The following is a 20098-nucleotide window of genomic DNA, read 5'->3' on the forward strand; positions in this document are numbered from 1 at the left end:
GAGCCATGACCAGTTCTCCGACGCCGCAGCCCCAGGATCCCGACTCCGCGCCGACGGACCCCGTGCAGCCGCTCCCCGACCCGATCCCGAAGCCCGACCCCGACGACCCGGGCACGCCGCGACCGGAGTCGGATCCGGTCCCCGTGGTCTAGCACCGCCGTGCAGCGCGCCCGCTACGCCGACCGCCGCGACGCCGGGCGGGTGCTGGCGGGCGCGCTCACCGGGCGGGCGGACGCCGGCGCCCTGGTGCTCGGGCTGCCCCGCGGCGGTATCCCCGTCGCCGCGGAGGTGGCCCGGGCGCTCGGCGCGGAGCTCGACGTCCTCGTCGTCCGCAAGCTCGGCGTACCGGCGCAGCCGGAATTGGCGATGGGTGCGCTCGCCGCGGTCGGCGACCGCGTGGAGACCGTCTGGGTGCCCGCGGTCCGCGAGCGCCTCGACCCGGACCCGGCCGCGGTGGCCGCCGTCCGCGACCGGGAGCTCGCCGAGCTGCGCCGCCGGGCCGAGGCCTACCGCGGCGCCCGGCCGGCCCCCGTCGTGGCCGGTCGCCACGTCGTGCTCGTCGACGACGGCCTCGCCACGGGCGCGAGCATGCGCGTCGCCGTCACCGCGGTGCGCGCGAACGGGCCCGCACGCCTCACCGTCGCCGTCCCCGTGGGCCCACGATCGGCCCTCGCCGAGCTGGCCGGCGCCGTCGACGACCTCGAGTGCCCCCTCGCGCCCACGGGCTTCCGATCGGTCGGGCAGGCCTACGACGACTTCTCCGAGACCTCCGACGAGGAGGTGCTGGAAGCGCTGCGCCGAGGGGGGTCTGTCGGCTAGATCACACCGCGGCTTAGACTCGGGACCGACGACTTTGTGAACTCTTTCACAAGGCCGACCGGGCTCGACGACGGACCGGAGGGGCGAGATGGCGCGGACCACAGCGGTGCACGCGGCCGACGTCGTGGTCGTCGGTGCCGGGCCGGCCGGCTCCAGCGCCGCGTGGCACCTGGCCGGGGCCGGGCTGGACGTCGCGCTGCTGGAGAAGGCCGAGTTCCCGCGGGAGAAGGTCTGCGGCGACGGCCTGACGCCGCGCGGGGTGAAAGCGCTGCACGACATGGGCGTCGACACCGCGGGGGCGGGCTGGGTGCGCCGCCGTGGACTCCGGGTGCACGGTGGCGGGCGCATCGCCGAGGTCGACTGGCCGCGGCTGGCCTCCTGGCCCGACCACGGCCTGGTGCGCACCCGCCGCGAGCTCGACGCGCTCCTGGCCGGGCACGCCCGGTCCGCCGGCGCCCACCTGGTCACCGGGACCACCGTCACCGAGCCGCTGCTGGACGAGGGCGGGCAGGTGATCGGCGTCCGCGGCGAGTTGGGGGACCGGGAGCCGGTCACCTGGCGGGCGCCGCTGGTCGTCTCCGCGGAAGGGCTCTCCGGCCGGCTGGCCAAGGGGCTCGGGCTGCTGCGCCGCACCGACCGCCCGCTCGGGGTCGCCCTGCGGGGGTACGTGCGCAGCCGGCGCAGTGACGACGACTACCTCGACATCGCCTTCGACCTGACCGCCGACGGCCCCTCGCGCGAGACCATGCCCGGCTACGGCTGGATCTTCGGCATGGGCGACGGGACGGCGAACGTCGGCTACGGGCTGCTCGACACCCGGCGCGGCACCGGGGCGGACCGGCGGTCGGTCCTCCGCCGGTGGCTGGACCTCTTCCCCGCCGAGGAGGGGCTGGGCGAGGAGGACGCCGTCGGCCCGCTCCGCGGCGCAGGGCTGCCCATGGCGCTCAGTCGCGGCCCGGCCTACACCCGCGGGCTGCTGCTCGCCGGGGACGCCGCCGGCACGGTCAACCCCTGCAACGGCGAGGGGATCAGCGCCGCGCTGGAGAGCGGCCGGATGGCCGCCGAGACCGCGGTGGCCGCGCTCCGGCAGCCGGCCGGTGCGGCGCGGGAGGCGGTCCTGCAGCGCTACCCCGACCGGCTGCGCGCCGAGCTCGGCCGCCACCACCGCCTGGGTCTGGGCTTCCTCGCGCTGCTGGCCCGGCCGGCCGTGGTCCGGCTGGCGATGGCGCGCGGGCTGCGCCGGCCCGCCGTCACCGACGCCGCGCTGCGGGTGATGGGCAACCTGTCCGACGGCCGCGACGGCGACGTGGTCGACCGCGCGCTCGCCGTGCTCCTGCGACTGACCCCGGCGACCTGAGTGGCTGCCGTGACGATCCGCCCCGACACCGACGCTCCGTGTCGGGACCGTGACCCGTACGTGACCTCCATCACCCTAGGGTGCTGCTGATGCTCTCGACATACGTCCCGATCGTCGGGCTCTTCGGGCTCGCCGCGGCGTTCGCGCTGTTCTCGGTCGCCGTCGCCCCGTTCGTGGGGCCGCGGCGGCACAACCGCGCCAAGCTCGCGGCCTACGAGTGCGGCATCGAGCCGGTCGACCAGCCGCTCACCGGGGGCCGGTTCCCGGTGAAGTACTACCTGACGGCGATGTTGTTCATCGTCTTCGACATCGAGATCGTCTTCCTCTACCCCTGGGCAGTCGCCAACGACGCCCTCGGCGTGTGGGGCCTGGTCGCGATGGTCCTGTTCATCGGCACCGTCTTCCTCGCCTTCGCCTACGAGTGGCGGCGTGGCGGGCTCGAGTGGGACTGAGGGGAGTCTGACCATGGGTCTCGAGGAGAAGATCCCCAGCGGGGTCCTGCTGACCAGCGTCGAGAAGCTGGTCAACTGGACGCGGAAGTCCTCGCTGTGGCCGGCCACCTTCGGGCTGGCCTGCTGCGCGATCGAGATGATGGCCTCGGGCGCCGGCCGCTACGACCTCGCCCGCTTCGGCATGGAGGTCTTCCGGGCCTCGCCGCGGCAGGCCGACCTGATGATCGTCGCCGGGCGGGTCAGCCAGAAGATGGCCCCCGTCCTGCGCCAGATCTACGACCAGATGCCCGAGCCCCGCTGGGTGCTGGCGATGGGCGTCTGCGCGAGCTCCGGCGGCATGTTCAACAACTACGCGATCGTCCAGGGCGTCGACCACGTCGTCCCGGTGGACATGTACCTGCCCGGCTGCCCGCCGCGGCCGGAGATGCTCATGGACGCGATCCTCAAGCTGCACCACAAGATCCAGCACGAGCCGCTGGGCCCGAAGCGGGCGCGGGAGCTGGAGCGGGCCCGCGAGGAGGGCACTGCGCGCGACCTGCACGTCGAGATGCCCTCGACCGTGCGCGTGGACAAGCAGCAGCGCCGCGCCTACGAGGAGGCGGCCGCCCAGGGCCGGGCCGGCCAGTTCACCATCGAGCAGCGCGGCGGCAACGCGGTGCTGCTGCCCGGCGAGAGGGGGCCCCGGTGAGCAACGACGGCGGGTCGGTCGTCCCGGGCCGCGAGGAGGCCGGGTACGACGCCAGCACGGCGCCCGCGGGGGGTTTCCGGAAGGGCGCGTTCGGCGTCAGCGGCAGCGGCGACACCTCGGGCTTCGGCGGGCTGGTCCGCGTCGAGCCGGGCGGCGCGGTGGCGCTGCACTCCACCGACCGCCCCTACGGCGGCTGGTTCGACGAGGTCACCGACGCGCTGATCGAGGCCGTGGGCGAGGGCACCTATGCCGCCGCGGTGCAGCGGGTGCTGGTCGACCGCGGCGAGATCACCTACTTCGTGGCCCGCGAGCACCTGCTCACCCTGGTGCGGGCGCTGCGCGACGACGAGGCCCTGCGCTTCGAGCTGTGCAGCAGCGTCTCCGGCGTCGACTACCTCGACAGCGGCGGCCCCGCGGTCGCGCCGGGCCGGCCGCGGCTGCACGTCGTCTACCACCTGACCTCGATGACCTACCGGCGCCGCATCCGGCTGGAGGTGGCGGTGAGCGCGGAGGACCCGCACGTCCCCTCGGTCACCGGCGTCTACCCGACGGCGGACTGGCACGAGCGGGAGGCCTACGACATGTTCGGCGTCGTCTTCGACGGCCACCCGGCGCTGACCCGGATCCTCATGCCCGATGACTGGGACGGCTTCCCGCAGCGCAAGGACTACCCGCTGGGCGGGATCCCCGTGGAGTACCACGACGCGACGATCCCGCCGCCGGACACGCGACGGGCCTACCGGTGACCGGGGAGGGGCGCCCGAAGACGACGGGCGAGCGAGCATCGCTCCTGGCTGGGGGCACCTCCCGCTTGCGGGGGACAGCGACCGAGGAGCGGAACGAGCCCGGAGTCGAGGAGAAGCACCGATGAGCACGACCTACGACCCCGCCGACCCCTACGCGGGGTCGCGGGAGACCACCGAGGGCCGGGTCTTCACCGTCACCGGCGGGGACTGGGACGTCACCCTCGGGGCCGATCCGCACGGCGAGGAACGCCTCGTCGTCAACATGGGCCCGCAGCACCCGTCCACGCACGGCGTCCTGCGGCTGGTCCTCGACCTCGAGGGCGAGACCGTCACCAAGGCGCGGGTCGTCATCGGCTACCTGCACACCGGCATCGAGAAGAACACCGAGTACCGCAACTGGGTGCAGGGCACGACCTTCGTGACCCGCATGGACTACCTCGCGCCGCTGTTCAACGAGGCCGGCTACTGCCTGGCGGTCGAGAAGCTGCTCGGCGTCGAGGCCCCGCCGCGCGCGCAGACGATCCGCGTGCTGGTCATGGAGCTCAACCGGATCGCCTCCCACCTGGTGGCCCTGGCCACCTTCGGCATGGAGATGGGCGCGCTCACCGGAATGACGAACGGCTTCCGCGAGCGGGAGCTGGTTCTCGACCTGCTCGAGGAGATCACCGGGCTGCGGATGAACCACGCCTACATCCGCCCCGGCGGCCTGGCGCAGGACCTGCCCGAGGGCTCGGTCGAGCACATCCGCGAGTTCCTCGAGTTCTTCCCGAAGCGGGTGGCCGACTTCCACCGGCTGCTCACCGGGCAGCCGATCTGGCAGCGCCGGCTCAAGGACGTCGGCTACCTCGACGTCACCGGCTGCGTCGCGCTCGGCGTCACCGGCCCGATCCTGCGCGCCGCCGGGCTGCCCTGGGACCTCCGCAAGGTCGAGCCCTACCTGGGCTACCAGACCTACGACTTCGAGGTCCCCACCGCCGACACCAGCGACGCCTGGGGCCGCTACCTCGTACGCATGTCCGAGGTGAACGAGTCGCTGAAGATCATCGAGCAGGCGCTCGACCGGCTCGAGCCGGGGCCGGTGATGGTCGAGGACAAGAAGATCGCCTGGCCCGCCCAGCTCTCGCTCGGCCCCGACGGCCTGGGCAACTCCCACGAGCACGTCGCGCACATCATGGGCCAGTCGATGGAGGCCCTGATCCACCACTTCAAGCTGGTCACCGAGGGCTTCCGGGTGCCGGCCGGCCAGGTGTACGTGCCGATCGAGTCCCCGCGCGGCGAGCTCGGCTACCACGTCGTCAGCGACGGGAGCACCCGCCCGTGGCGCGTCCACGTGCGCGACCCCAGCTTCGTGAACCTGCAGGCCACGGCGGCGATGAGCGAGGGCGGCATGATCGCCGACGTCATCGCCGCGATCGCCTCGATCGACCCCGTGATGGGGGGAGTGGACAGGTGAGCGAGCGTGCGAGTTCGCCCAGGAGCACGGCAACGCCGCGAGCGGTGTCGACGAGCTGGGGGCACCTCCCGCTTGCGGGGGACAGCGAGGAGATGACGTGAGCGCACTGCCAGGCAGCCCCGAGGGGACGGCGGTGACCGGGCTGGACTCCAGCCCGGTCGACGTCGGCTCCCTGGCCGAGGTGCCGCCGCTGCCCGAGCGGGCCCGCCTCGAGGCGCGGGACATCATCGCCCGCTACCCGGTGGCCCGGTCGGCGCTGCTGCCGATGCTGCACCTGGTGCAGAGCTACCAGGGCTACGTGACCCCCGAGGGCGTCGCGCTGTGCGCCGAGGAGCTCGGGCTGACCAAGGCCGAGGTCGGCGCGGTCGCGACCTTCTACACGATGTACAAGCGCCGCCCGACCGGCCGCCACCTGGTCAGCGTCTGCACGAACACGTTGTGCGCCGTCCTGGGCGGGCAGCGGATCATGGACGCGCTCTCCGCCGACCTCGGCGTGCACCACGACGAGACCGCCGTCGACGGCTCGATCACCCTCGAGCACGCCGAGTGCCTCGCCGCCTGCGACTACGCGCCGGTGGTCACCGTCGACTACGAGTTCTACGACCAGCAGGACGTCGAGAGCGCCCGCGAGCTGGTCGCGGCCCTGCGCCGGGGCGAGAAGCCGCTGCCCACCCGCGGCGCCCCGCTCACCGACTTCCGCGGCGTCTCCCGCCAGCTGGCCGGGTTCTCCCAGCACGCCGACGAGGCCGCCGCGGCCGCCGCCGTCGACGCGCCCGGCGACTACGGGCCGACTCTGCGCGGGCTGCGCCTGGCCGAGGAGCGGGGCGAGTCGGCGCCCCCGATGCAGGGTCCGGAGCCCGAGCCGGCGGACACGGGGGAGCCCCGGGAGACCGTGCGCCCGTCCGGGACCACCGGCGAGACCCCCGCGCAGGAGGCCGCGGACGCCCGCGTCGCCGCCGCGGACAACCCGGCGGAGGAGGCCGGCGCCGCCGGCTCGCACCCCGACGCACCCGAGCCGTCGGGCCGGGCGCTGGCCGACCAGGACGACGGCACCGAGACGCCGGCGGGCGCGGAGCCGGGCACCGGCGACCAGAGCCCCGATGTCCCGCCCCCGGCCGGCGAGGGGTCCGACGGGCCCTCCCGCACCATCCAGGGCCGAGCACCGAAGCGGAGGCGCTGAGCCATGCCCCTCACCCCTGTCCTCACCGCCCGCTGGGGCGCCGAGAACTCGTGGCGGCTGTCGACCTACGAGCGGCTCGACGGCTACTCGGCCCTGCGCACGGCGCTGTCGACGGCGCCCGACGAGCTGGTCGCCATGGTCAAGGACTCCGGTCTGCGCGGCCGCGGCGGCGCCGGCTTCCCGACCGGAATGAAGTGGAGCTTCATCCCGCAGCCCAAGCCGGGAGAGGAGCCCACCGGCCCGGCGGCCATGCCCAAGTACCTGGTGGTGAACGCCGACGAGGGGGAGCCTGGCACCTGCAAGGACCTCCCGTTGATGATGGCCGACCCGCACTCCCTCATCGAGGGCGTGATCATCTCTGCCTACGCGATCCGCTCGCAGTTCGCCGTCATCTACGTGCGCGGCGAGGCCGTGCACGCCCACCGGCGGCTGCTCAACGCCGTGGGGGAGGCCTACGCCGCCGGCTACCTCGGCACCGACATCCTCGGCTCCGGCTACGACCTCGAGCTGGTCGTGCACGCGGGCGCCGGCGCCTACATCTGCGGCGAGGAGACGGCGCTGCTGGACTCCCTGGAGGGCTACCGCGGTCAGCCCCGGCTCAAGCCGCCGTTCCCCGCCGTCGCCGGCCTCTACGGCGCCCCGACGGTGATCAACAACGTCGAGACGCTGGCCAGCGTGCCGTTCGTCGTCCGCGGCGGGCCTGCGTGGTTCAAGGCGTTCGGGCCGGAGAAGTCGCCCGGGCCGAAGATCTACTCGCTGTCGGGCCGGGTGGTGCGGCCGGGCCAGTACGAGGCCCCCATGGGCACGACGATGCGCGAGCTGCTGGAGATGGCCGGCGGCGTCCGTCCCGGCCACGAGCTCAAGTTCTGGACGCCGGGCGGCTCGTCGACGCCGTACTTCACCGCCGAGCACCTCGACGTGCCGCTGGACTTCGACTCGGTCGCCGCCGCGGGCTCGATGCTCGGCACCACCGCGCTCATGGTGTTCGACGAGACCGACTCGATCGTCGAGGCCACCTTGCGGTTCACCCAGTTCTACGCGCACGAGAGCTGCGGCAAGTGCACCCCCTGCCGCGAGGGCACCTACTGGCTGGTCCAGGTGCTCCAGCGGCTGGTCGACGGGCAGGGCACCGCCGCCGACCTGGACCTGCTGACCGACACCTGCGACAACATCCTCGGCCGCTCGTTCTGCGCCCTGGGGGACGGCGCCACCAGCTGCATCTCCAGCTCGCTGCAGTACTTCCGGGACGACTACGTCGCCCTGCTGCCCGCCGAGGAGCAGGCCCGCCTGGGCCGGTCGCTCCGCCTCGAGCCGGTGGGAGCCGCCTCGTGACACTCACCCCCACCAGCCCCGACCCCGCGCCGGCCGTCCCACCCGGGGCGCCCGGCCCGCACACCCCCGAGGACGCCGTCCGCTGCACGATCGACGGCTTCGACGTCGCCGTGCCGAAGGGGACGCTGATCATCCGGGCCGCCGAGATGATCGGCGTGCAGATCCCGCGGTTCTGCGACCACCCGCTGCTCGAGCCCGTCGGGGCCTGCCGGCAGTGCCTGGTCGAGGTGGAGGGGCAGCGCAAGCCCGCCGCCTCCTGCACCATGCCGGTCACCGAGGGCATGGTCGTGAAGACCCAGCTCTCCAGCCCGGTCGCCGACAAGGCGCAGCAGGGCACCATGGAGCTGCTGCTGATCAACCACCCGCTGGACTGCCCGGTCTGCGACAAGGGCGGCGAGTGCCCCCTGCAGAACCAGGCGATGAGCAACGGCCGGGCCGAGAGCCGGTTCGAGGGGGAGAAGCGCACCTACCCCAAGCCGCTGCCCATCAGCAGCGAGATCCTGCTCGACCGCGAGCGCTGCGTGCTCTGCGCCCGCTGCACCCGGTTCTCCCAGCAGGTGGCCGGTGACCCGTTCATCGAGCTCTTCGAGCGGGGCGCCCTGGAGCAGGTCGCGATCTACGAGGACGAGCCGTTCGAGTCCTACTTCTCCGGCAACACCACCCAGATCTGCCCGGTCGGCGCGCTCACCAGCGCGCAGTACCGGTTCCGCGCCCGCCCGTTCGACCTGCGCAGCGAGCCCAGCGTCTGCGAGCACTGCGCCTCGGGCTGCGCCATGCGCGCCGACTACCGGCGCGGCAAGGTCACCCGCCGGCTGGCCGGGGACGATCCCGCGGTCAACGAGGAGTGGACCTGCGACAAGGGGCGCTACGCCTTCCGCTACGCCACCGCCAACGAGCGGCTGACCACCCCGCTGGTGCGGCGGGACGGCCGGCTGGAGCCCGCGTCCTGGCCCGAGGCCTGGGCGGCGGCGGCCGACGGCCTGCGCCGCGCCCGTGCCGAGGGCGGCGTCGGCGTGCTGCCCGGCGGCCGGCTCACGTTCGAGGACGCCTACGCCTGGGCCACCTTCGCCCGGGTCGCGCTGGGCACCAACGACGTCGACGCCCGGGCCCGCGCCCACTCGGCCGAGGAGCTGGCCTTCCTCGGCGCGACGGTGGCCGGCACCGGCCCCGCGACCGGTGCGGTGACCTACGACGACGTGGGCTCGGCCCCGGCGGTGCTGCTGGCCGGGCTGGAGCCCGAGGAGGAGTCGCCGATCCTCTTCCTCCGCCTCCGCCGGGCGGTGCGCACCGGCGGGCTCGCCGTCTTCGACCTGGCGCCCTTCGCCACCCGGGCGACCGCGAAGCTGCAGGCCACGGTGCTCACGACGGTGCCGGGCGCGGAGGCCCGGTCGCTGCACGCGCTCGCCGAGGGCAGCTGGGGCGGACCCGCGGTCGAGGCCCTGCGGCAGCCGGGGGCGGTGCTGCTCGCCGGTGAGCGGCTGGCCGAGGCGCCGGGCGCGCTCACCGCGCTGCTGGCGCTGGCCCGCGTGACCGGCGCCCGCGTGGCCTGGGTCCCCCGCCGGGCCGGGGAGCGGGGTGCGGTGGAGGCCGGCGCCCTGCCCACGCTGCTGCCCGGCGGCCGCGCCGTCGACGACCCCGCCGCCCGCGCCGAGGTGGCCGCGGTGTGGGGCGTGGACCCCGCCGCCGTGCCCGACGCGCCCGGCCGCGACGTCACCGGCATCCTCACCGCCGCCTGCGCCGGCCGGCTGCCCGGCCTGCTCGTCGGCGGCGTCGACCCCGCGGACCTGCCCGACCCGGCGCTCGCGCTGGCGGCGCTGGACGCGGCGGCGTTCGTCGTGAGCCTGGAGATGTTCCCGACGGAGGTGACCGAGCGCGCCGACGTCGTCCTGCCGGTGGCGTCGGCATCGGAGAAGGCCGGGAGCTACCTGGACTGGGAGGGCCGGCTGCGCTCCTTCGACGCCACGCTGCACGGCACGGGGCGGCTGGGTGACGGCCGGGTGCTGCACGGCCTCGCGGAGGCGATGGACGTGGACCTGCGACTCCCCGCGCCGGAGGTCGCGCGGGCCGCGCTCGCGGCGCTGGGTGCCCGCCGCCCGGCCGCCGGCGGACCGCTGCCCGACATCGCACCGCCGGACGCCCCGGCGCTGCGCGAGGACGAGGCGGTGCTCGCCTCCTGGCGCCAGTTGCTCGACGTCGGCACGCTGCAGCGCGACGAGCCCGAGCTCGCCGGCACCGCCCGGCCCCCGGTGGCCCGCATCGGCGCCGCCACCGCCGCCCGCCTGGGCCTCACCGACGGCGACCGGCTGACCGTCAGCGGGGCGACCGGCTCGGTGAGCCTCCCGGTGGCGGTCACCGCGATGCCCGAGCAGGTGGTGTGGCTGCCGATGCGCTCACCCGGCAGCGAGGTGCGGACGGCGCTGGGCACCGGGCCCGGCGGCGTCGTCCGGCTGTCGGCCGCCCCGGTGCCGACCGGCGCCACGACGCACCCGCTGGGGGACGTGCGATGACTCCGTGGGCCTCGCCCGAGCAGCCGACGCTGGCCGACTTCGGCCAGGACGTCTGGTGGATCGTGCTGATCAAGGTGGTCGGCGTCTTCGCCGTCCTGGTGCTGATGACGCTGTTCGCCATCGTCCTCGAGCGCAAGGTCGTCGCCCGCATGCAGCAGCGGACCGGCCCCAACCGCGTCGGGCCGCGCGGCTCGCTGCAGAGCCTCGCCGACGGGCTGAAGCTGGCGTTCAAGGAAGACATCATGCCGGCGCTGGCGGACAAGCCGGTCTACTTCCTGGCCCCGGTGATCGCGACCATCCCGGCGTTCGTCGCCTTCTCGGTCATCCCGATGGGGCCGGTCGTCAGCATCTTCGGCGAGCAGACGCCGCTGCAGCTGACCGACGCCCCGATCGGGGTGCTGATCATCCTGGCCATGTCGGCCATGGGCATCTACGGCATCGTCCTCGGCGGCTGGGCCTCGGGCTCGACCTACCCGCTGCTGGGCAGCATGCGCAGCGCGGCCCAGATGATCAGCTACGAGATCGCGATGGGGCTCTCCATCGTGGCGGTCTTCCTGTACGCCGGGTCGATGTCGACGTCGGAGATCGTCGCGGCCCAGGCCGACGGCAACGAGGTCTCCTTCTTCGGGCTCGAGTTCACCGGCCCCAGCTGGTACGTCGTGCTGCTGCCGGTCTCCTTCGTCATCTACGTCATCGCCGTCGTCGGCGAGACCAACCGCGCGCCCTTCGACCTCCCCGAGGCGGAGAGCGAGCTCGTCGGTGGCTTCCACACCGAGTACTCGTCGCTGAAGTTCGCGCTGTTCTTCCTCGCCGAGTACATCAACATGGTCACCGTCTCGGCGCTGGCCGCCACCCTCTTCCTCGGGGGTTGGCGGGCGCCCTGGCCGCTCTCGATCTGGGACGGCGCGAACAGCGGCTGGTGGCCGCTGCTGTGGTTCTTCCTCAAGGTCGTCGCCGCGCTGTTCGTCTTCATCTGGCTGCGCGGCACCCTGCCCCGGCTGCGCTACGACCAGTTCATGCGCTTCGGCTGGAAGGTGCTGGTCCCGGTCGCGCTGGTGTGGATCCTCGTCGTCGCCACGATGCGGACCGTGTCCCGCGAGGCCGACCTCTCCACCGGCCAGGTGGCCCTGTTCGTCGGCGTCCCCGTCGCGGTGCTGGTGCTGCTCGGCCTGGCGGTGGCGAGCCGGACGGCCAACAGGGACACCCGGGTCATGGCCGAGGAGGCCGCGGCCGGGGGCGTGCACGCCGCCGACCCCGAGCCCGAGGTGCTGCCGCCGGCCGACGGGGGGCGGCGCCCGGCCGGCGCACCGAGCCGGTCGGGGGGCGGCTTCCCCGTCCCGCCGATGGACCTCGTGGTGCCGCCCTCCCCGCGGCTGCGCCGCGAGCCGGTCGCCACCGACGGCACGGTCGTCGGCACCGGACGGCGAACGACCCCGACCACTTCCCAGGAGGACGGCGATGAGTGAGAGCCGCAGCGGCGACCGGGACCCGGCCGTGCGCGGGAGCGCCGAGGTCGAGCGCCCGCAGGGGGCGACGGCCGCACGCCCCGCCGCGCGCCCCGCCCTGCGCGACCGGCTGGTGCCGGCGCCCGCCCAGGGCTTCGGCGTCACCTTCGCGCAGATGTTCCGCACCGTGACCACCGAGCAGTACCCCTTCGAGCCCAAGGTGACCAAGCCGCGCTACCACGGGCGGCACGTGCTCAACCGGCACCCCGACGGGCTGGAGAAGTGCGTCGGCTGCGAGCTGTGCGCGTGGGCGTGCCCCGCGGACGCCATCTACGTCGAGGGCGGCGACAACACCGAGGACGCCCGCTTCTCGCCGGGTGAGCGGTACGGCGCGGTCTACCAGATCAACTACCTGCGCTGCATCTTCTGCGGGCTGTGCATCGAGGCCTGCCCCACCCGCTCGCTGACGATGAGCAACGACTTCGAGCTGGCCGACGACAACCGGCGCGACCTGATCTACACCAAGGAGCAGCTCATGGCCCCGCTCCTGCCGGGCATGGAGCAGCCTCCGCATCCGATGCGCCTCGGCGACGACGAGAAGGACTACTACCTGCGCGAACCGGAGGTGCGGTCGTGACGCCGGACGCCACCCTCGTCGTCGGCACCGGCGAGGCCGTCGTCTTCTGGATCCTCGGCCCGCTCTCCCTGGCCGGCGCCCTGGGCATGGTGCTCAGCCGCAACGCCGTCCACTCGGCGCTGTGGCTGGTGCTGACGATGCTGTCGCTGGGCGTCTTCTACGTCGTCCAGTCCGCGCCCTTCCTCGGCGCCGTGCAGATCATCGTCTACACCGGCGCGATCATGATCCTGTTCCTCTTCGTGCTCATGCTGGTCGGCCGAGACTCCTCGGACTCCGTGGTCGAGACCCTCCGCGGGCAGCGGGTGGCGGCGACGCTGCTGGGCATCGGGTTCGCCGCGCTCGTCGGCGCCGGCATCGCCCGGGCGACCCAGGACCTGCCCGTGGTGGGGCTCGAGGGGGTGCAGGCCGGGCCCGGCGGGCCGGCGGCCGGCAACGTCGAGGCGATCGCCGCGCTGCTCTACACCCGCTACCTGCTGGCCTTCGAGGTCACCGGGGCGCTGCTGATCGTCGCCGCCGTCGGCGCGCTGGTCTTCACCCAGGCCGAGCGCGCACCCGGCAGCCGCAAGGGCCAGAAGGAGCTGTCGCGGGCGCGGTTCCTCACCGACCGGCCGCAGACGCTGCCCGGCCCCGGCGTCTACGCCCGCGCCACCTCGGTCGCCGCCCCCGGGCGGCTGCCCGACGGCGGCATCGCGGAGGACAGCTTCGCCACTGGCATCGAGCCGCAGCAGGTCGAGCAGCTGCCCCGGGGCACCGGCCGGCAGCAGCTCGGCTCGCCGGACGCCGCGCTGGGCTCGCTCGACCCGACGCTGAGCGACACTCCCGGCGGCCGCGCGGGGGAGGAGCACAGGTGAGCGAGCGTGCGAGCTCACCCATGAGCAGAGCAGCGTCCGCGAGCGGGGCCGACGAGCGCCAGCGAGGAGGCCGCGTGAGCGAGCTCGCGAGCGAACCCAGGAGCGCAGCACCCCAGGTCATGGCGGCGACGAGCCCTGGCGAGGAGCTGTCATGACCCTCTCGTACTACCTGGTGCTCGCGGCGATCCTCTTCACCATCGGGGCCGTCGGCGTCCTGGTGCGGCGCAACGCGATCGTGGTGTTCATGTGCGTGGAGCTGATGCTCAACGCCGTCAACCTGACGCTGATCACCTTCGCCCGCTCGACCGGCACCGTCGACGGGCAGATCATCGCGCTCTTCGTCATGGTCGTCGCCGCCGCCGAGGTGGTCGTCGGTCTCGCGATCATCATGTCGATCTACCGGACCCGCAGGTCCGCCTCGATCGACGACGCCAACCTGCTGAAGTACTGACGGCGAGACGGGGACACCTGTGTCTGAGACGCTGCCCGCGGACGGGCTGCTCGGCTGGTCGTGGTTGCTGATCGCGCTGCCGCTGGCCGGCGCCGCGGTGCTGCTGCTGGGCGGCCGCCGCACCGACCGGTGGGGCCACCTGCTGGGGACGGCGACGGTCGGCGCCGCCTTCGTGCTGGCGGTCCTGTGCACGGTGCAGCTGGCCGGCCAGGACGGGACGCCGGCCGACGTCGAGCTGTTCACCTTCATCGCCACCGGCGAGCTGGACGTCACCGCCGGGCTGCTCTTCGACCCGCTGTCGGCGGTCTTCGTCCTGCTGATCACCGGGGTCGGTTCGCTGATCCACGTCTACTCGATCGGCTACATGGCGCACGACCCCGGGCGCCGCCGGTTCTTCGCCTACCTGAACCTCTTCGTCGCGGCGATGCTGCTGCTGGTCCTCGGCAACAGCTTCGTGGCGCTCTACGTCGGGTGGGAGGGCGTTGGCCTGGCATCCTACCTGCTGATCGCCTTCTGGTACACCCGCCCGGGCGCGGCGACCGCGGCCAAGAAGGCGTTCATCATGAACCGGGTCGGCGACGTCGGCCTGGCCCTGGCGATCTTCGTGATGTTCGCCCAGCTGGGGACGACGTCCTACGCCGGCGTCTTCGGCTCGGTGGGCACCCTGGCCGGCGGGACGATCACCGCGATCGGGCTGCTCCTGCTGCTGGGCGCGTGCGGCAAGTCGGGCCAGTTCCCGCTGCAGGCGTGGCTGCCCGACGCCATGGAGGGCCCCACGCCGGTCTCGGCGCTCATCCACGCGGCGACCATGGTCACCGCGGGCGTCTACCTCATCGCCCGCTCGGCGCCGATCTACGACCTGACGCCGACCGCACGGGCGGTGGTGCTGGCGGTCGGTGCGCTGACCCTGCTGATCGGGGCGATCGCCGGTTGCGCCTACGACGACATCAAGAAGGTGCTGGCGTACTCGACGGTCAGCCAGATCGGCTACATGTTCCTGGCCGTCGGGCTGGGCCCGGCCGGCTACGTCGCCGGGCTGGCCCATCTGCTCGCGCACGGTTTCTTCAAGGCCGGGCTCTTCCTGGGGGCGGGCTCGGTCATGCACGCGATGCACGACCAGGTCGACATGCGCCGCTTCGGGGCGCTGTGGAACAAGCTGCCGATCACCTTCGCGACCTTCGGCCTGGGCTACCTGGCGCTGATCGGCTTCCCGTTCCTGTCCGGCTACTTCACCAAGGACGCGATCATCGAGGCGGCGCTGGACCGCGACGACGTCTGGGGCTGGGTGCTCGGCGGCGTCGCGGTGCTCGGTGCCGGGCTGACCGCCTTCTACATGACCCGGCTGATGCTCATGACCTTCTTCGGTCGGGCGCGGTGGGAGGAGGGGGTCCATCCCCACGAGGCGCCGACGGTGATGACCGCGCCGATGGTGGTGCTGGCCGTCGGGTCCGTCGCGTCCGGCGCCCTGCTGGTGTCGGTCTTCCCGCTGTCGGGCTGGCTGGAGCCGGTGTTCGGTGAGCCGGCGGAGGCCGAGCACGTGGTGGCCCCGGCCGTGATCGGCCTGGTCGTGACCCTCGTGATGCTGCTGGGGGTGCTCGCCGCCTGGCTGTTCGTCGGTCGCCGCGAGGTGCCGGTCGCCGCGCCGGTCCGGGTCTCGCCGGTCACCCGGGCCGCTCGCCATGCGCTCTACGCGGACGCGGTGAACGAGTCGCTGTTCATGCGGCCGGGGCAGTGGCTCACCCGCGCGCTGGTGTGGGTGGACAACCGCGGCGTCGACGGCGCGGTCAACGGCCTGGCCGCGGGGCTGGGCGGGTCGTCGTCGCGGCTGGGCCGGGCCCAGACCGGCTTCGTGCGCACCTACGCCCTGGGCATGCTCGGCGGCGCGGTGGTCGTCGCGGGGGCCCTGCTGGCGGTGACGGCGGGATGAGCGTGCAGGTGGTCGGGAGCGCCGACGGGTACTTCGGAGAGGACGTGCTGCGGTGAGCGACTTCCCCTGGCTGCTGGCGATGATCGCCGTGCCGGCCGTCGGTGCCGCGGTGGTCGCGGCCCTGCCCCGGGAGCGGGCCCTGCTGGCCAAGCAGGTGGCCCTCGGGGTCGGCCTGGCGGTGCTGCTGCTGGCCGTGCTGACGACGCTCGCCTTCGACGCGGGCGGGCCGCGGTTCCAGCTCACCACCTCGGTGCCCTGGATCCCCGACTTCGGCTCCGACTTCGCGCTCGGCGTCGACGGCATCGCGCTGGTGATGGTGCTGCTCGTCGGCGTCCTGGTCCCGCTGGTGGTGGCGGCCTCCTGGCACGAGGCCGACGCCGGGCCCCGCCCGGTGCGGGTCTTCTTCGCCTGGCTGCTGCTGCTCGAGGCGATGATGGTGGGCGTCTTCGTCGCCACCGACGTGCTGCTGTTCTACGTCTTCTTCGAGGCGATGCTGGTCCCGATGTACTTCCTGATCGGCAGCTTCGGCGGGCCGCGCCGGCAGTATGCGGCGGTCAAGTTCTTCGTCTACAGCCTGGTCGGCGGGCTGGTGATGCTGGCCTCGGTCATCGGCCTCTACGTGGTGAGCGCCGCCGTGCTCGGCGAGGGCACCTTCGCCTTCGACACGCTGACGCGGATCGACATCGACCCCGACGTCCAGCGGCTGCTGTTCCTCGGCTTCTTCATCGCCTTCGCGATCAAGGCGCCGCTGGTGCCCTTCCACACCTGGCTGCCCGACTCCGGTGCCGAGGCCCCGGTCGGCGGTGCGGTGCTGCTCGTCGGCGTCCTGGACAAGGTGGGCACCTTCGGCTTCATCCGCTACTGCCTGCCGCTGTTCCCCGACGCCTCCCGGTTCTACGCCCCGTTCGTGCTGGTGCTGGCGGTGGTCGGCATCCTGTACGCGGCGCTGCTGGCCATGGGGCAGAGCGACATGAAGCGGCTGGTCTCCTACACCTCGATCTCGCACTTCGGCTTCATCGCGCTGGGCATCTTCGCCTTCACCATCGAGGCCGGCACCGGCGCGGTGCTCTACATGGTCAACCACGGGCTGGCGACCGGCCTGCTGTTCCTGGTGGTCGGCATGCTGATCGCCCGCGGCGGCTCCCGCCGGATCGCCGACTACGGCGGGGTGGCGGCGAAGGCGCCGCTGCTGGCCGGTGCCTTCCTGGTGGCGGGCCTCGCCTCGCTGGCGCTGCCGGGCACCGGCAGCTTCGTCAGCGAGTTCCTCGTGCTCATCGGCTCGTTCCCCGAGCGGCCGGTGTTCACGGTGCTGGCGACGCTCGGCATCATCCTCGCCGCCCTCTACGTGCTGCTCATGTACCAGCGCACCATGCACGGGCCGGCCCGCGGGGTGCTGCTGCAGGAGGACCCGGCCGAACGGCTGCCGGAAGGCGGCGGCGCGACGGCGACCGCCACGCTCACCACCCCGCGCCGCACGCTGCGCGTGGCCGACCTCGGCCGGCGCGAGCTGGCCGTCGTCGCGCCGCTGGTGGCGCTGATCCTCGTGCTCGGCGTCTACCCGCAGCCGCTGATCGACCTGATCGAACCGGCCGTCGTCGCCACCCTCGACGACATGGGCGCCTCCGGAGGGACCGACCGATGATCGAGGCACCCGACATCTCCTGGGGGGCGTTGGCCCCCCTGCTGCTGGTGTTCGGCGCGGCCTGCGCCGGGATCCTGGTCGAGGCCTTCGTGCCGCGGGCGCTCCGGCACCCCGTCCAGGTGGGCCTCGCGCTGGTGGGCACCCTCGGGGCGCTGGCCGCGACGGTGCTGCTCGCGGGCACCCGGGAGGTGACCGCCGTCGGGGCCCTCGCCGTCGACGGCCCGGCGCTCTTCCTGCAGGCCACGATCGCCGGTCTGGGCGCGCTGTCGGTGCTGCTGTTCGCGGAGCGCGCGCTGGACCCGGCGCGCTCGGCGTTCGTGGTGAGCGCCGCCGTCCCCGCCGGCAGCCCGCGCGACCGGGAACTGGCCACCGTGCCGCAGGTCCAGACCGAGGTCTACCCGCTGGCCACGTTCGCGATCGGCGGCATGATGCTGTTCGTCGCGTCCAACGACCTGCTGGTCATGTTCGTGGCGCTGGAGGTGCTGAGCCTCCCGCTGTACCTGATCAGCGGCCTGGCGCGCCGGCGCCGGCTGCTGTCCCAGGAGGCGGCGGTCAAGTACTTCCTGCTGGGCGCCTTCGCCTCGGCGTTCTTCCTCTACGGCCTGGCCCTGGTCTACGGGGCCGCCGGGAGCGTCCGCCTGAGCGAGGTCCGCGAGGCGGTGGGCACCGACGGCGGGGGAGCGCTGCTGGTCCTCGGGCTCGCGCTGCTCGTCGTCGGGCTGCTCTTCAAGGCGAGCGTCGCGCCGTTCCACACCTGGACGCCGGACGTCTACCAGGGCGCCCCGACCGCGGTCACCGCGTTCATGGCCGCCTGCACCAAGGTCGCGGCCTTCGGCGCGATCCTCCGGCTGCTCTACGTCGCCTTCGGCACCGCGGAGTGGACCTGGCGGCCGCTGGTCTACGCCGCGGCGATCGTCTCCATGGTCGTGGGCGCGGTCCTCGGCCTCACCCAGACCGACCTCAAGCGGATGCTCGCCTACTCGTCGGTGGCCCACGCCGGTTTCCTGCTCACCGGGGTCATCGGCCTCGGGGCGGCCGGGACGGGCTCGGGGCTCCCGGCGACGATGTTCTACCTGCTCGCCTACGGGATCACCACGCTCGGCGCCTTCGCCGTCCTCACCCTGGTGCGCGACGGCGACGGGGAGGCGAGCCACCTGTCGCAGTGGGCGGGGCTCGGCGCGCGCTCGCCGATCACCGCGGCGGTCATGACGCTGTTCCTTCTGGCGCTGGCCGGGATCCCGCTCACCGCGGGCTTCACCGGCAAGTTCGCCGTCTTCCGCGCGGCGATCGAGCAGGGCGCCTGGCCGCTGGCCGTCGTCGCGCTGCTGGCCAGCGCGGTGGCCGCCTTCTTCTACCTCCGGGTGGTCGTGCTCATGTACTTCTCCGAGCCGGTCGCCGACGGCCCGACGGTGGGCGTGCCCGGCGTGCCCACCACCCTGGTGCTCGCGGTGACGGCGACGGCGACCGTCGCCCTCGGCGTTCTCCCCGGGGCGGTGCTCGACCTCGCCGAGCGGGCGGCTATCTTCGTCGGTTGATGACCGGAGCCCGTGCCGCAGTCGACGGCACTCCCCCCGAGGTCTGGCACCGGATCTCCACCCCGGCGTCGACCATCGGCCCCTGGCTCCCCGAGGGCGACCTCGGGGAGGCGCTGGCGGACGGGCTGGCCCGCGTGGAGGCCGAGCTGGCGGTCGCGGTGGGCAGCGAGCACCCGTTCGTGCGGGAGGCCGCCGGTCACCTCATGGCCGCCGGTGGCAAGCGGTTCCGGCCGATGCTGGCGCTCCTGGCCGCCCAGCTGGGCGATCCCGCCGCGCCGCAGGTGACGCAGGGCGCCGTGGTCTGCGAGCTCACCCACCTGGCCACCCTGTACCACGACGACGTGATGGACGAGGCCGCCGTGCGCCGGGGGGCGCCCAGCGCCAACAGCCGGTGGAGCAACAGCATCGCCATCCTCACCGGCGACCTGCTCTTCGCCCGCGCCTCCGACATCCTGGCCGACCTCGGCCCCGAGGCCGTGCGCATCCAGGCGCGGACCTTCGAGCGGCTGGTCACCGGGCAGATCAAGGAGACCGTCGGCGCCCAGCCGGGCGACGACGCGATCGCGCACTACCTGCAGGTGCTCGCCGACAAGACGGGGTCGCTCGTCGCGACCTCCGCCCGCTTCGGCGCCTCCTTCGCCGGCGTCGATGCCGCGCTGGTGGCGGCGCTGACCGAGTTCGGCGAGGAGGTCGGCGTCGCCTTCCAGATCTCCGACGACCTCATCGACATCGTCAGCACCGACGGCGTCTCGGGGAAGTCGCCCGGCACCGACCTCCGCGAGGGGATCGCCACCCTGCCGGTGCTCTTCACCCTGGCCGGCGACGACCCCGAGGAGGCCCGGCTGCGCGAGCTGGTGGCCGGCCCGGTCACCGACGACGCGCAGCACGCCGAGGCCCTCGCGCTGCTGCGGTCCTCCCGCTCGCTGGCGCGCGCCACCGTCGTGCTGCGCGAGTACGCCGACCGGGCGCGCGCCCGGCTGGACGGGGTACCCCAGGGTGACGTCCGCGACGCCCTCTCGGCCCTGTGCGACTACGTGGTCACGCGTACCAGCTAGAAGGCCTGGGCACCGGAGGGG

At 73.7% G+C, this 20098-nt stretch carries 18 protein-coding genes; all 18 read left to right on the forward strand.

All coding sequences use genetic code 11. The features are described 5' to 3' along the window. The first annotated feature begins 5 nt into the window (after positions 1 to 5). The 18 genes from QOZ88_RS02075 (at position 6) to QOZ88_RS02160 (ending at position 20077) form a co-directional block, all read left to right on the forward strand. Positions 6 to 152: a hypothetical protein gene (locus tag QOZ88_RS02075; RefSeq protein WP_305998165.1), complete on the forward strand. Its 147-nt coding sequence runs from the start codon at positions 6 to 8 to the stop codon at positions 150 to 152. Positions 153 to 159: 7 nt separating this feature from the next. Then, positions 160 to 819 carry a phosphoribosyltransferase gene (locus QOZ88_RS02080; protein WP_305998166.1) on the forward strand — a complete coding sequence of 220 codons (660 nt, stop codon included), beginning with the start codon at positions 160 to 162 and terminating at the stop codon, positions 817 to 819. 88 nt (positions 820 to 907) lie between these two features. Continuing rightward, entirely contained in the window at positions 908 to 2176 is a 1269-nt protein-coding gene (locus QOZ88_RS02085) for a geranylgeranyl reductase family protein (protein ID WP_305998167.1), read from the forward strand. 89 nt (positions 2177 to 2265) lie between these two features. Further along, a complete protein-coding gene (locus tag QOZ88_RS02090) occupies positions 2266 to 2628 on the forward strand; it encodes an NADH-quinone oxidoreductase subunit A (protein ID WP_305998168.1) in 363 nt (120 codons plus the stop codon). Positions 2629 to 2641: 13 nt separating this feature from the next. Then, positions 2642 to 3316, forward strand: coding sequence for a NuoB/complex I 20 kDa subunit family protein (locus tag QOZ88_RS02095; RefSeq protein ID WP_454970292.1), 675 nt, complete (start codon positions 2642 to 2644; stop codon positions 3314 to 3316). Then, positions 3313 to 4062, forward strand: a complete 750-nt coding sequence (locus QOZ88_RS02100; RefSeq protein ID WP_305998169.1) for an NADH-quinone oxidoreductase subunit C — start codon at positions 3313 to 3315, stop codon at positions 4060 to 4062. Before QOZ88_RS02095 ends, QOZ88_RS02100 begins: the two co-directional genes overlap by 4 nt. A gap of 121 nt (positions 4063 to 4183) precedes the next feature. Further along, entirely contained in the window at positions 4184 to 5515 is a 1332-nt protein-coding gene (locus QOZ88_RS02105) for an NADH-quinone oxidoreductase subunit D (RefSeq protein ID WP_305998170.1), read from the forward strand. A 97-nt stretch (positions 5516 to 5612) separates the two neighbouring features. Beyond that, complete coding sequence (gene nuoE / locus QOZ88_RS02110; protein WP_305998171.1) at positions 5613 to 6695, forward strand: NADH-quinone oxidoreductase subunit NuoE; 1083 nt, start codon at positions 5613 to 5615, stop codon at positions 6693 to 6695. A 3-nt stretch (positions 6696 to 6698) separates the two neighbouring features. Continuing rightward, the gene (gene nuoF, locus QOZ88_RS02115; RefSeq protein WP_305998172.1) at positions 6699 to 8027 is read left to right on the forward strand and encodes an NADH-quinone oxidoreductase subunit NuoF; all 1329 of its coding nucleotides are present in this window, start codon (positions 6699 to 6701) and stop codon (positions 8025 to 8027) included. Next, positions 8024 to 10534, forward strand: coding sequence for an NADH-quinone oxidoreductase subunit G (locus tag QOZ88_RS02120; RefSeq protein ID WP_305998173.1), 2511 nt, complete (start codon positions 8024 to 8026; stop codon positions 10532 to 10534). Before nuoF ends, QOZ88_RS02120 begins: the two co-directional genes overlap by 4 nt. Beyond that, positions 10531 to 12000, forward strand: coding sequence for an NADH-quinone oxidoreductase subunit NuoH (gene nuoH / locus QOZ88_RS02125; protein ID WP_305998174.1), 1470 nt, complete (start codon positions 10531 to 10533; stop codon positions 11998 to 12000). Before QOZ88_RS02120 ends, nuoH begins: the two co-directional genes overlap by 4 nt. Beyond that, the gene (nuoI, locus tag QOZ88_RS02130) at positions 11993 to 12616 is read left to right on the forward strand and encodes an NADH-quinone oxidoreductase subunit NuoI (RefSeq protein ID WP_305998175.1); all 624 of its coding nucleotides are present in this window, start codon (positions 11993 to 11995) and stop codon (positions 12614 to 12616) included. The genes nuoH and nuoI overlap by 8 nt, the downstream gene beginning before the upstream one ends. Continuing rightward, entirely contained in the window at positions 12613 to 13467 is an 855-nt protein-coding gene (locus QOZ88_RS02135) for an NADH-quinone oxidoreductase subunit J (protein WP_305998176.1), read from the forward strand. Before nuoI ends, QOZ88_RS02135 begins: the two co-directional genes overlap by 4 nt. A gap of 151 nt (positions 13468 to 13618) precedes the next feature. Beyond that, entirely contained in the window at positions 13619 to 13918 is a 300-nt protein-coding gene (nuoK, locus tag QOZ88_RS02140) for an NADH-quinone oxidoreductase subunit NuoK (protein ID WP_246982456.1), read from the forward strand. Between the two features lie 19 nt (positions 13919 to 13937). Then, on the forward strand, positions 13938 to 15845 hold the full coding sequence (gene nuoL / locus QOZ88_RS02145) for an NADH-quinone oxidoreductase subunit L (RefSeq protein WP_305998177.1): 1908 nt from the start codon (positions 13938 to 13940) through the stop codon (positions 15843 to 15845). A 52-nt stretch (positions 15846 to 15897) separates the two neighbouring features. After that, complete coding sequence (locus QOZ88_RS02150; protein ID WP_305998178.1) at positions 15898 to 17487, forward strand: NADH-quinone oxidoreductase subunit M; 1590 nt, start codon at positions 15898 to 15900, stop codon at positions 17485 to 17487. Further along, complete coding sequence (nuoN, locus tag QOZ88_RS02155; protein ID WP_305998179.1) at positions 17484 to 19022, forward strand: NADH-quinone oxidoreductase subunit NuoN; 1539 nt, start codon at positions 17484 to 17486, stop codon at positions 19020 to 19022. The genes QOZ88_RS02150 and nuoN overlap by 4 nt, the downstream gene beginning before the upstream one ends. After that, positions 19022 to 20077: a polyprenyl synthetase family protein gene (locus QOZ88_RS02160; RefSeq protein ID WP_305998180.1), complete on the forward strand. Its 1056-nt coding sequence runs from the start codon at positions 19022 to 19024 to the stop codon at positions 20075 to 20077. Before nuoN ends, QOZ88_RS02160 begins: the two co-directional genes overlap by 1 nt. The last annotated feature ends 21 nt before the right edge of the window (positions 20078 to 20098 follow it).

The sequence above is a fragment of the Blastococcus carthaginiensis genome, assembly GCF_030731085.1.
Taxonomy (GTDB): Bacteria; Actinomycetota; Actinomycetes; order Mycobacteriales; family Geodermatophilaceae; genus Blastococcus; species Blastococcus carthaginiensis.

Bases quoted from the DNA above. Each gene is read 5' to 3' on its own strand.
- nuoH (WP_305998174.1), top strand. From the start codon at position 10,531: ATGACTCCGTGGGCCTCGCCCGAGCAGCCGACGCTGGCCGACTTCGGC.
- nuoI (WP_305998175.1), top strand. From the start codon at position 11,993: ATGAGTGAGAGCCGCAGCGGCGACCGGGACCCGGCCGTGCGCGGGAGC.
- QOZ88_RS02095 (WP_454970292.1), top strand. From the start codon at position 2,642: ATGGGTCTCGAGGAGAAGATCCCCAGCGGGGTCCTGCTGACCAGCGTC.
- nuoF (WP_305998172.1), top strand. From the start codon at position 6,699: ATGCCCCTCACCCCTGTCCTCACCGCCCGCTGGGGCGCCGAGAACTCG.
- QOZ88_RS02105 (WP_305998170.1), top strand. From the start codon at position 4,184: ATGAGCACGACCTACGACCCCGCCGACCCCTACGCGGGGTCGCGGGAG.
- nuoK (WP_246982456.1), top strand. From the start codon at position 13,619: ATGACCCTCTCGTACTACCTGGTGCTCGCGGCGATCCTCTTCACCATC.
- QOZ88_RS02085 (WP_305998167.1), top strand. From the start codon at position 908: ATGGCGCGGACCACAGCGGTGCACGCGGCCGACGTCGTGGTCGTCGGT.
- nuoN (WP_305998179.1), top strand. From the start codon at position 17,484: ATGATCGAGGCACCCGACATCTCCTGGGGGGCGTTGGCCCCCCTGCTG.
- QOZ88_RS02075 (WP_305998165.1), top strand. From the start codon at position 6: ATGACCAGTTCTCCGACGCCGCAGCCCCAGGATCCCGACTCCGCGCCG.
- QOZ88_RS02160 (WP_305998180.1), top strand. From the start codon at position 19,022: ATGACCGGAGCCCGTGCCGCAGTCGACGGCACTCCCCCCGAGGTCTGG.
- QOZ88_RS02090 (WP_305998168.1), top strand. From the start codon at position 2,266: ATGCTCTCGACATACGTCCCGATCGTCGGGCTCTTCGGGCTCGCCGCG.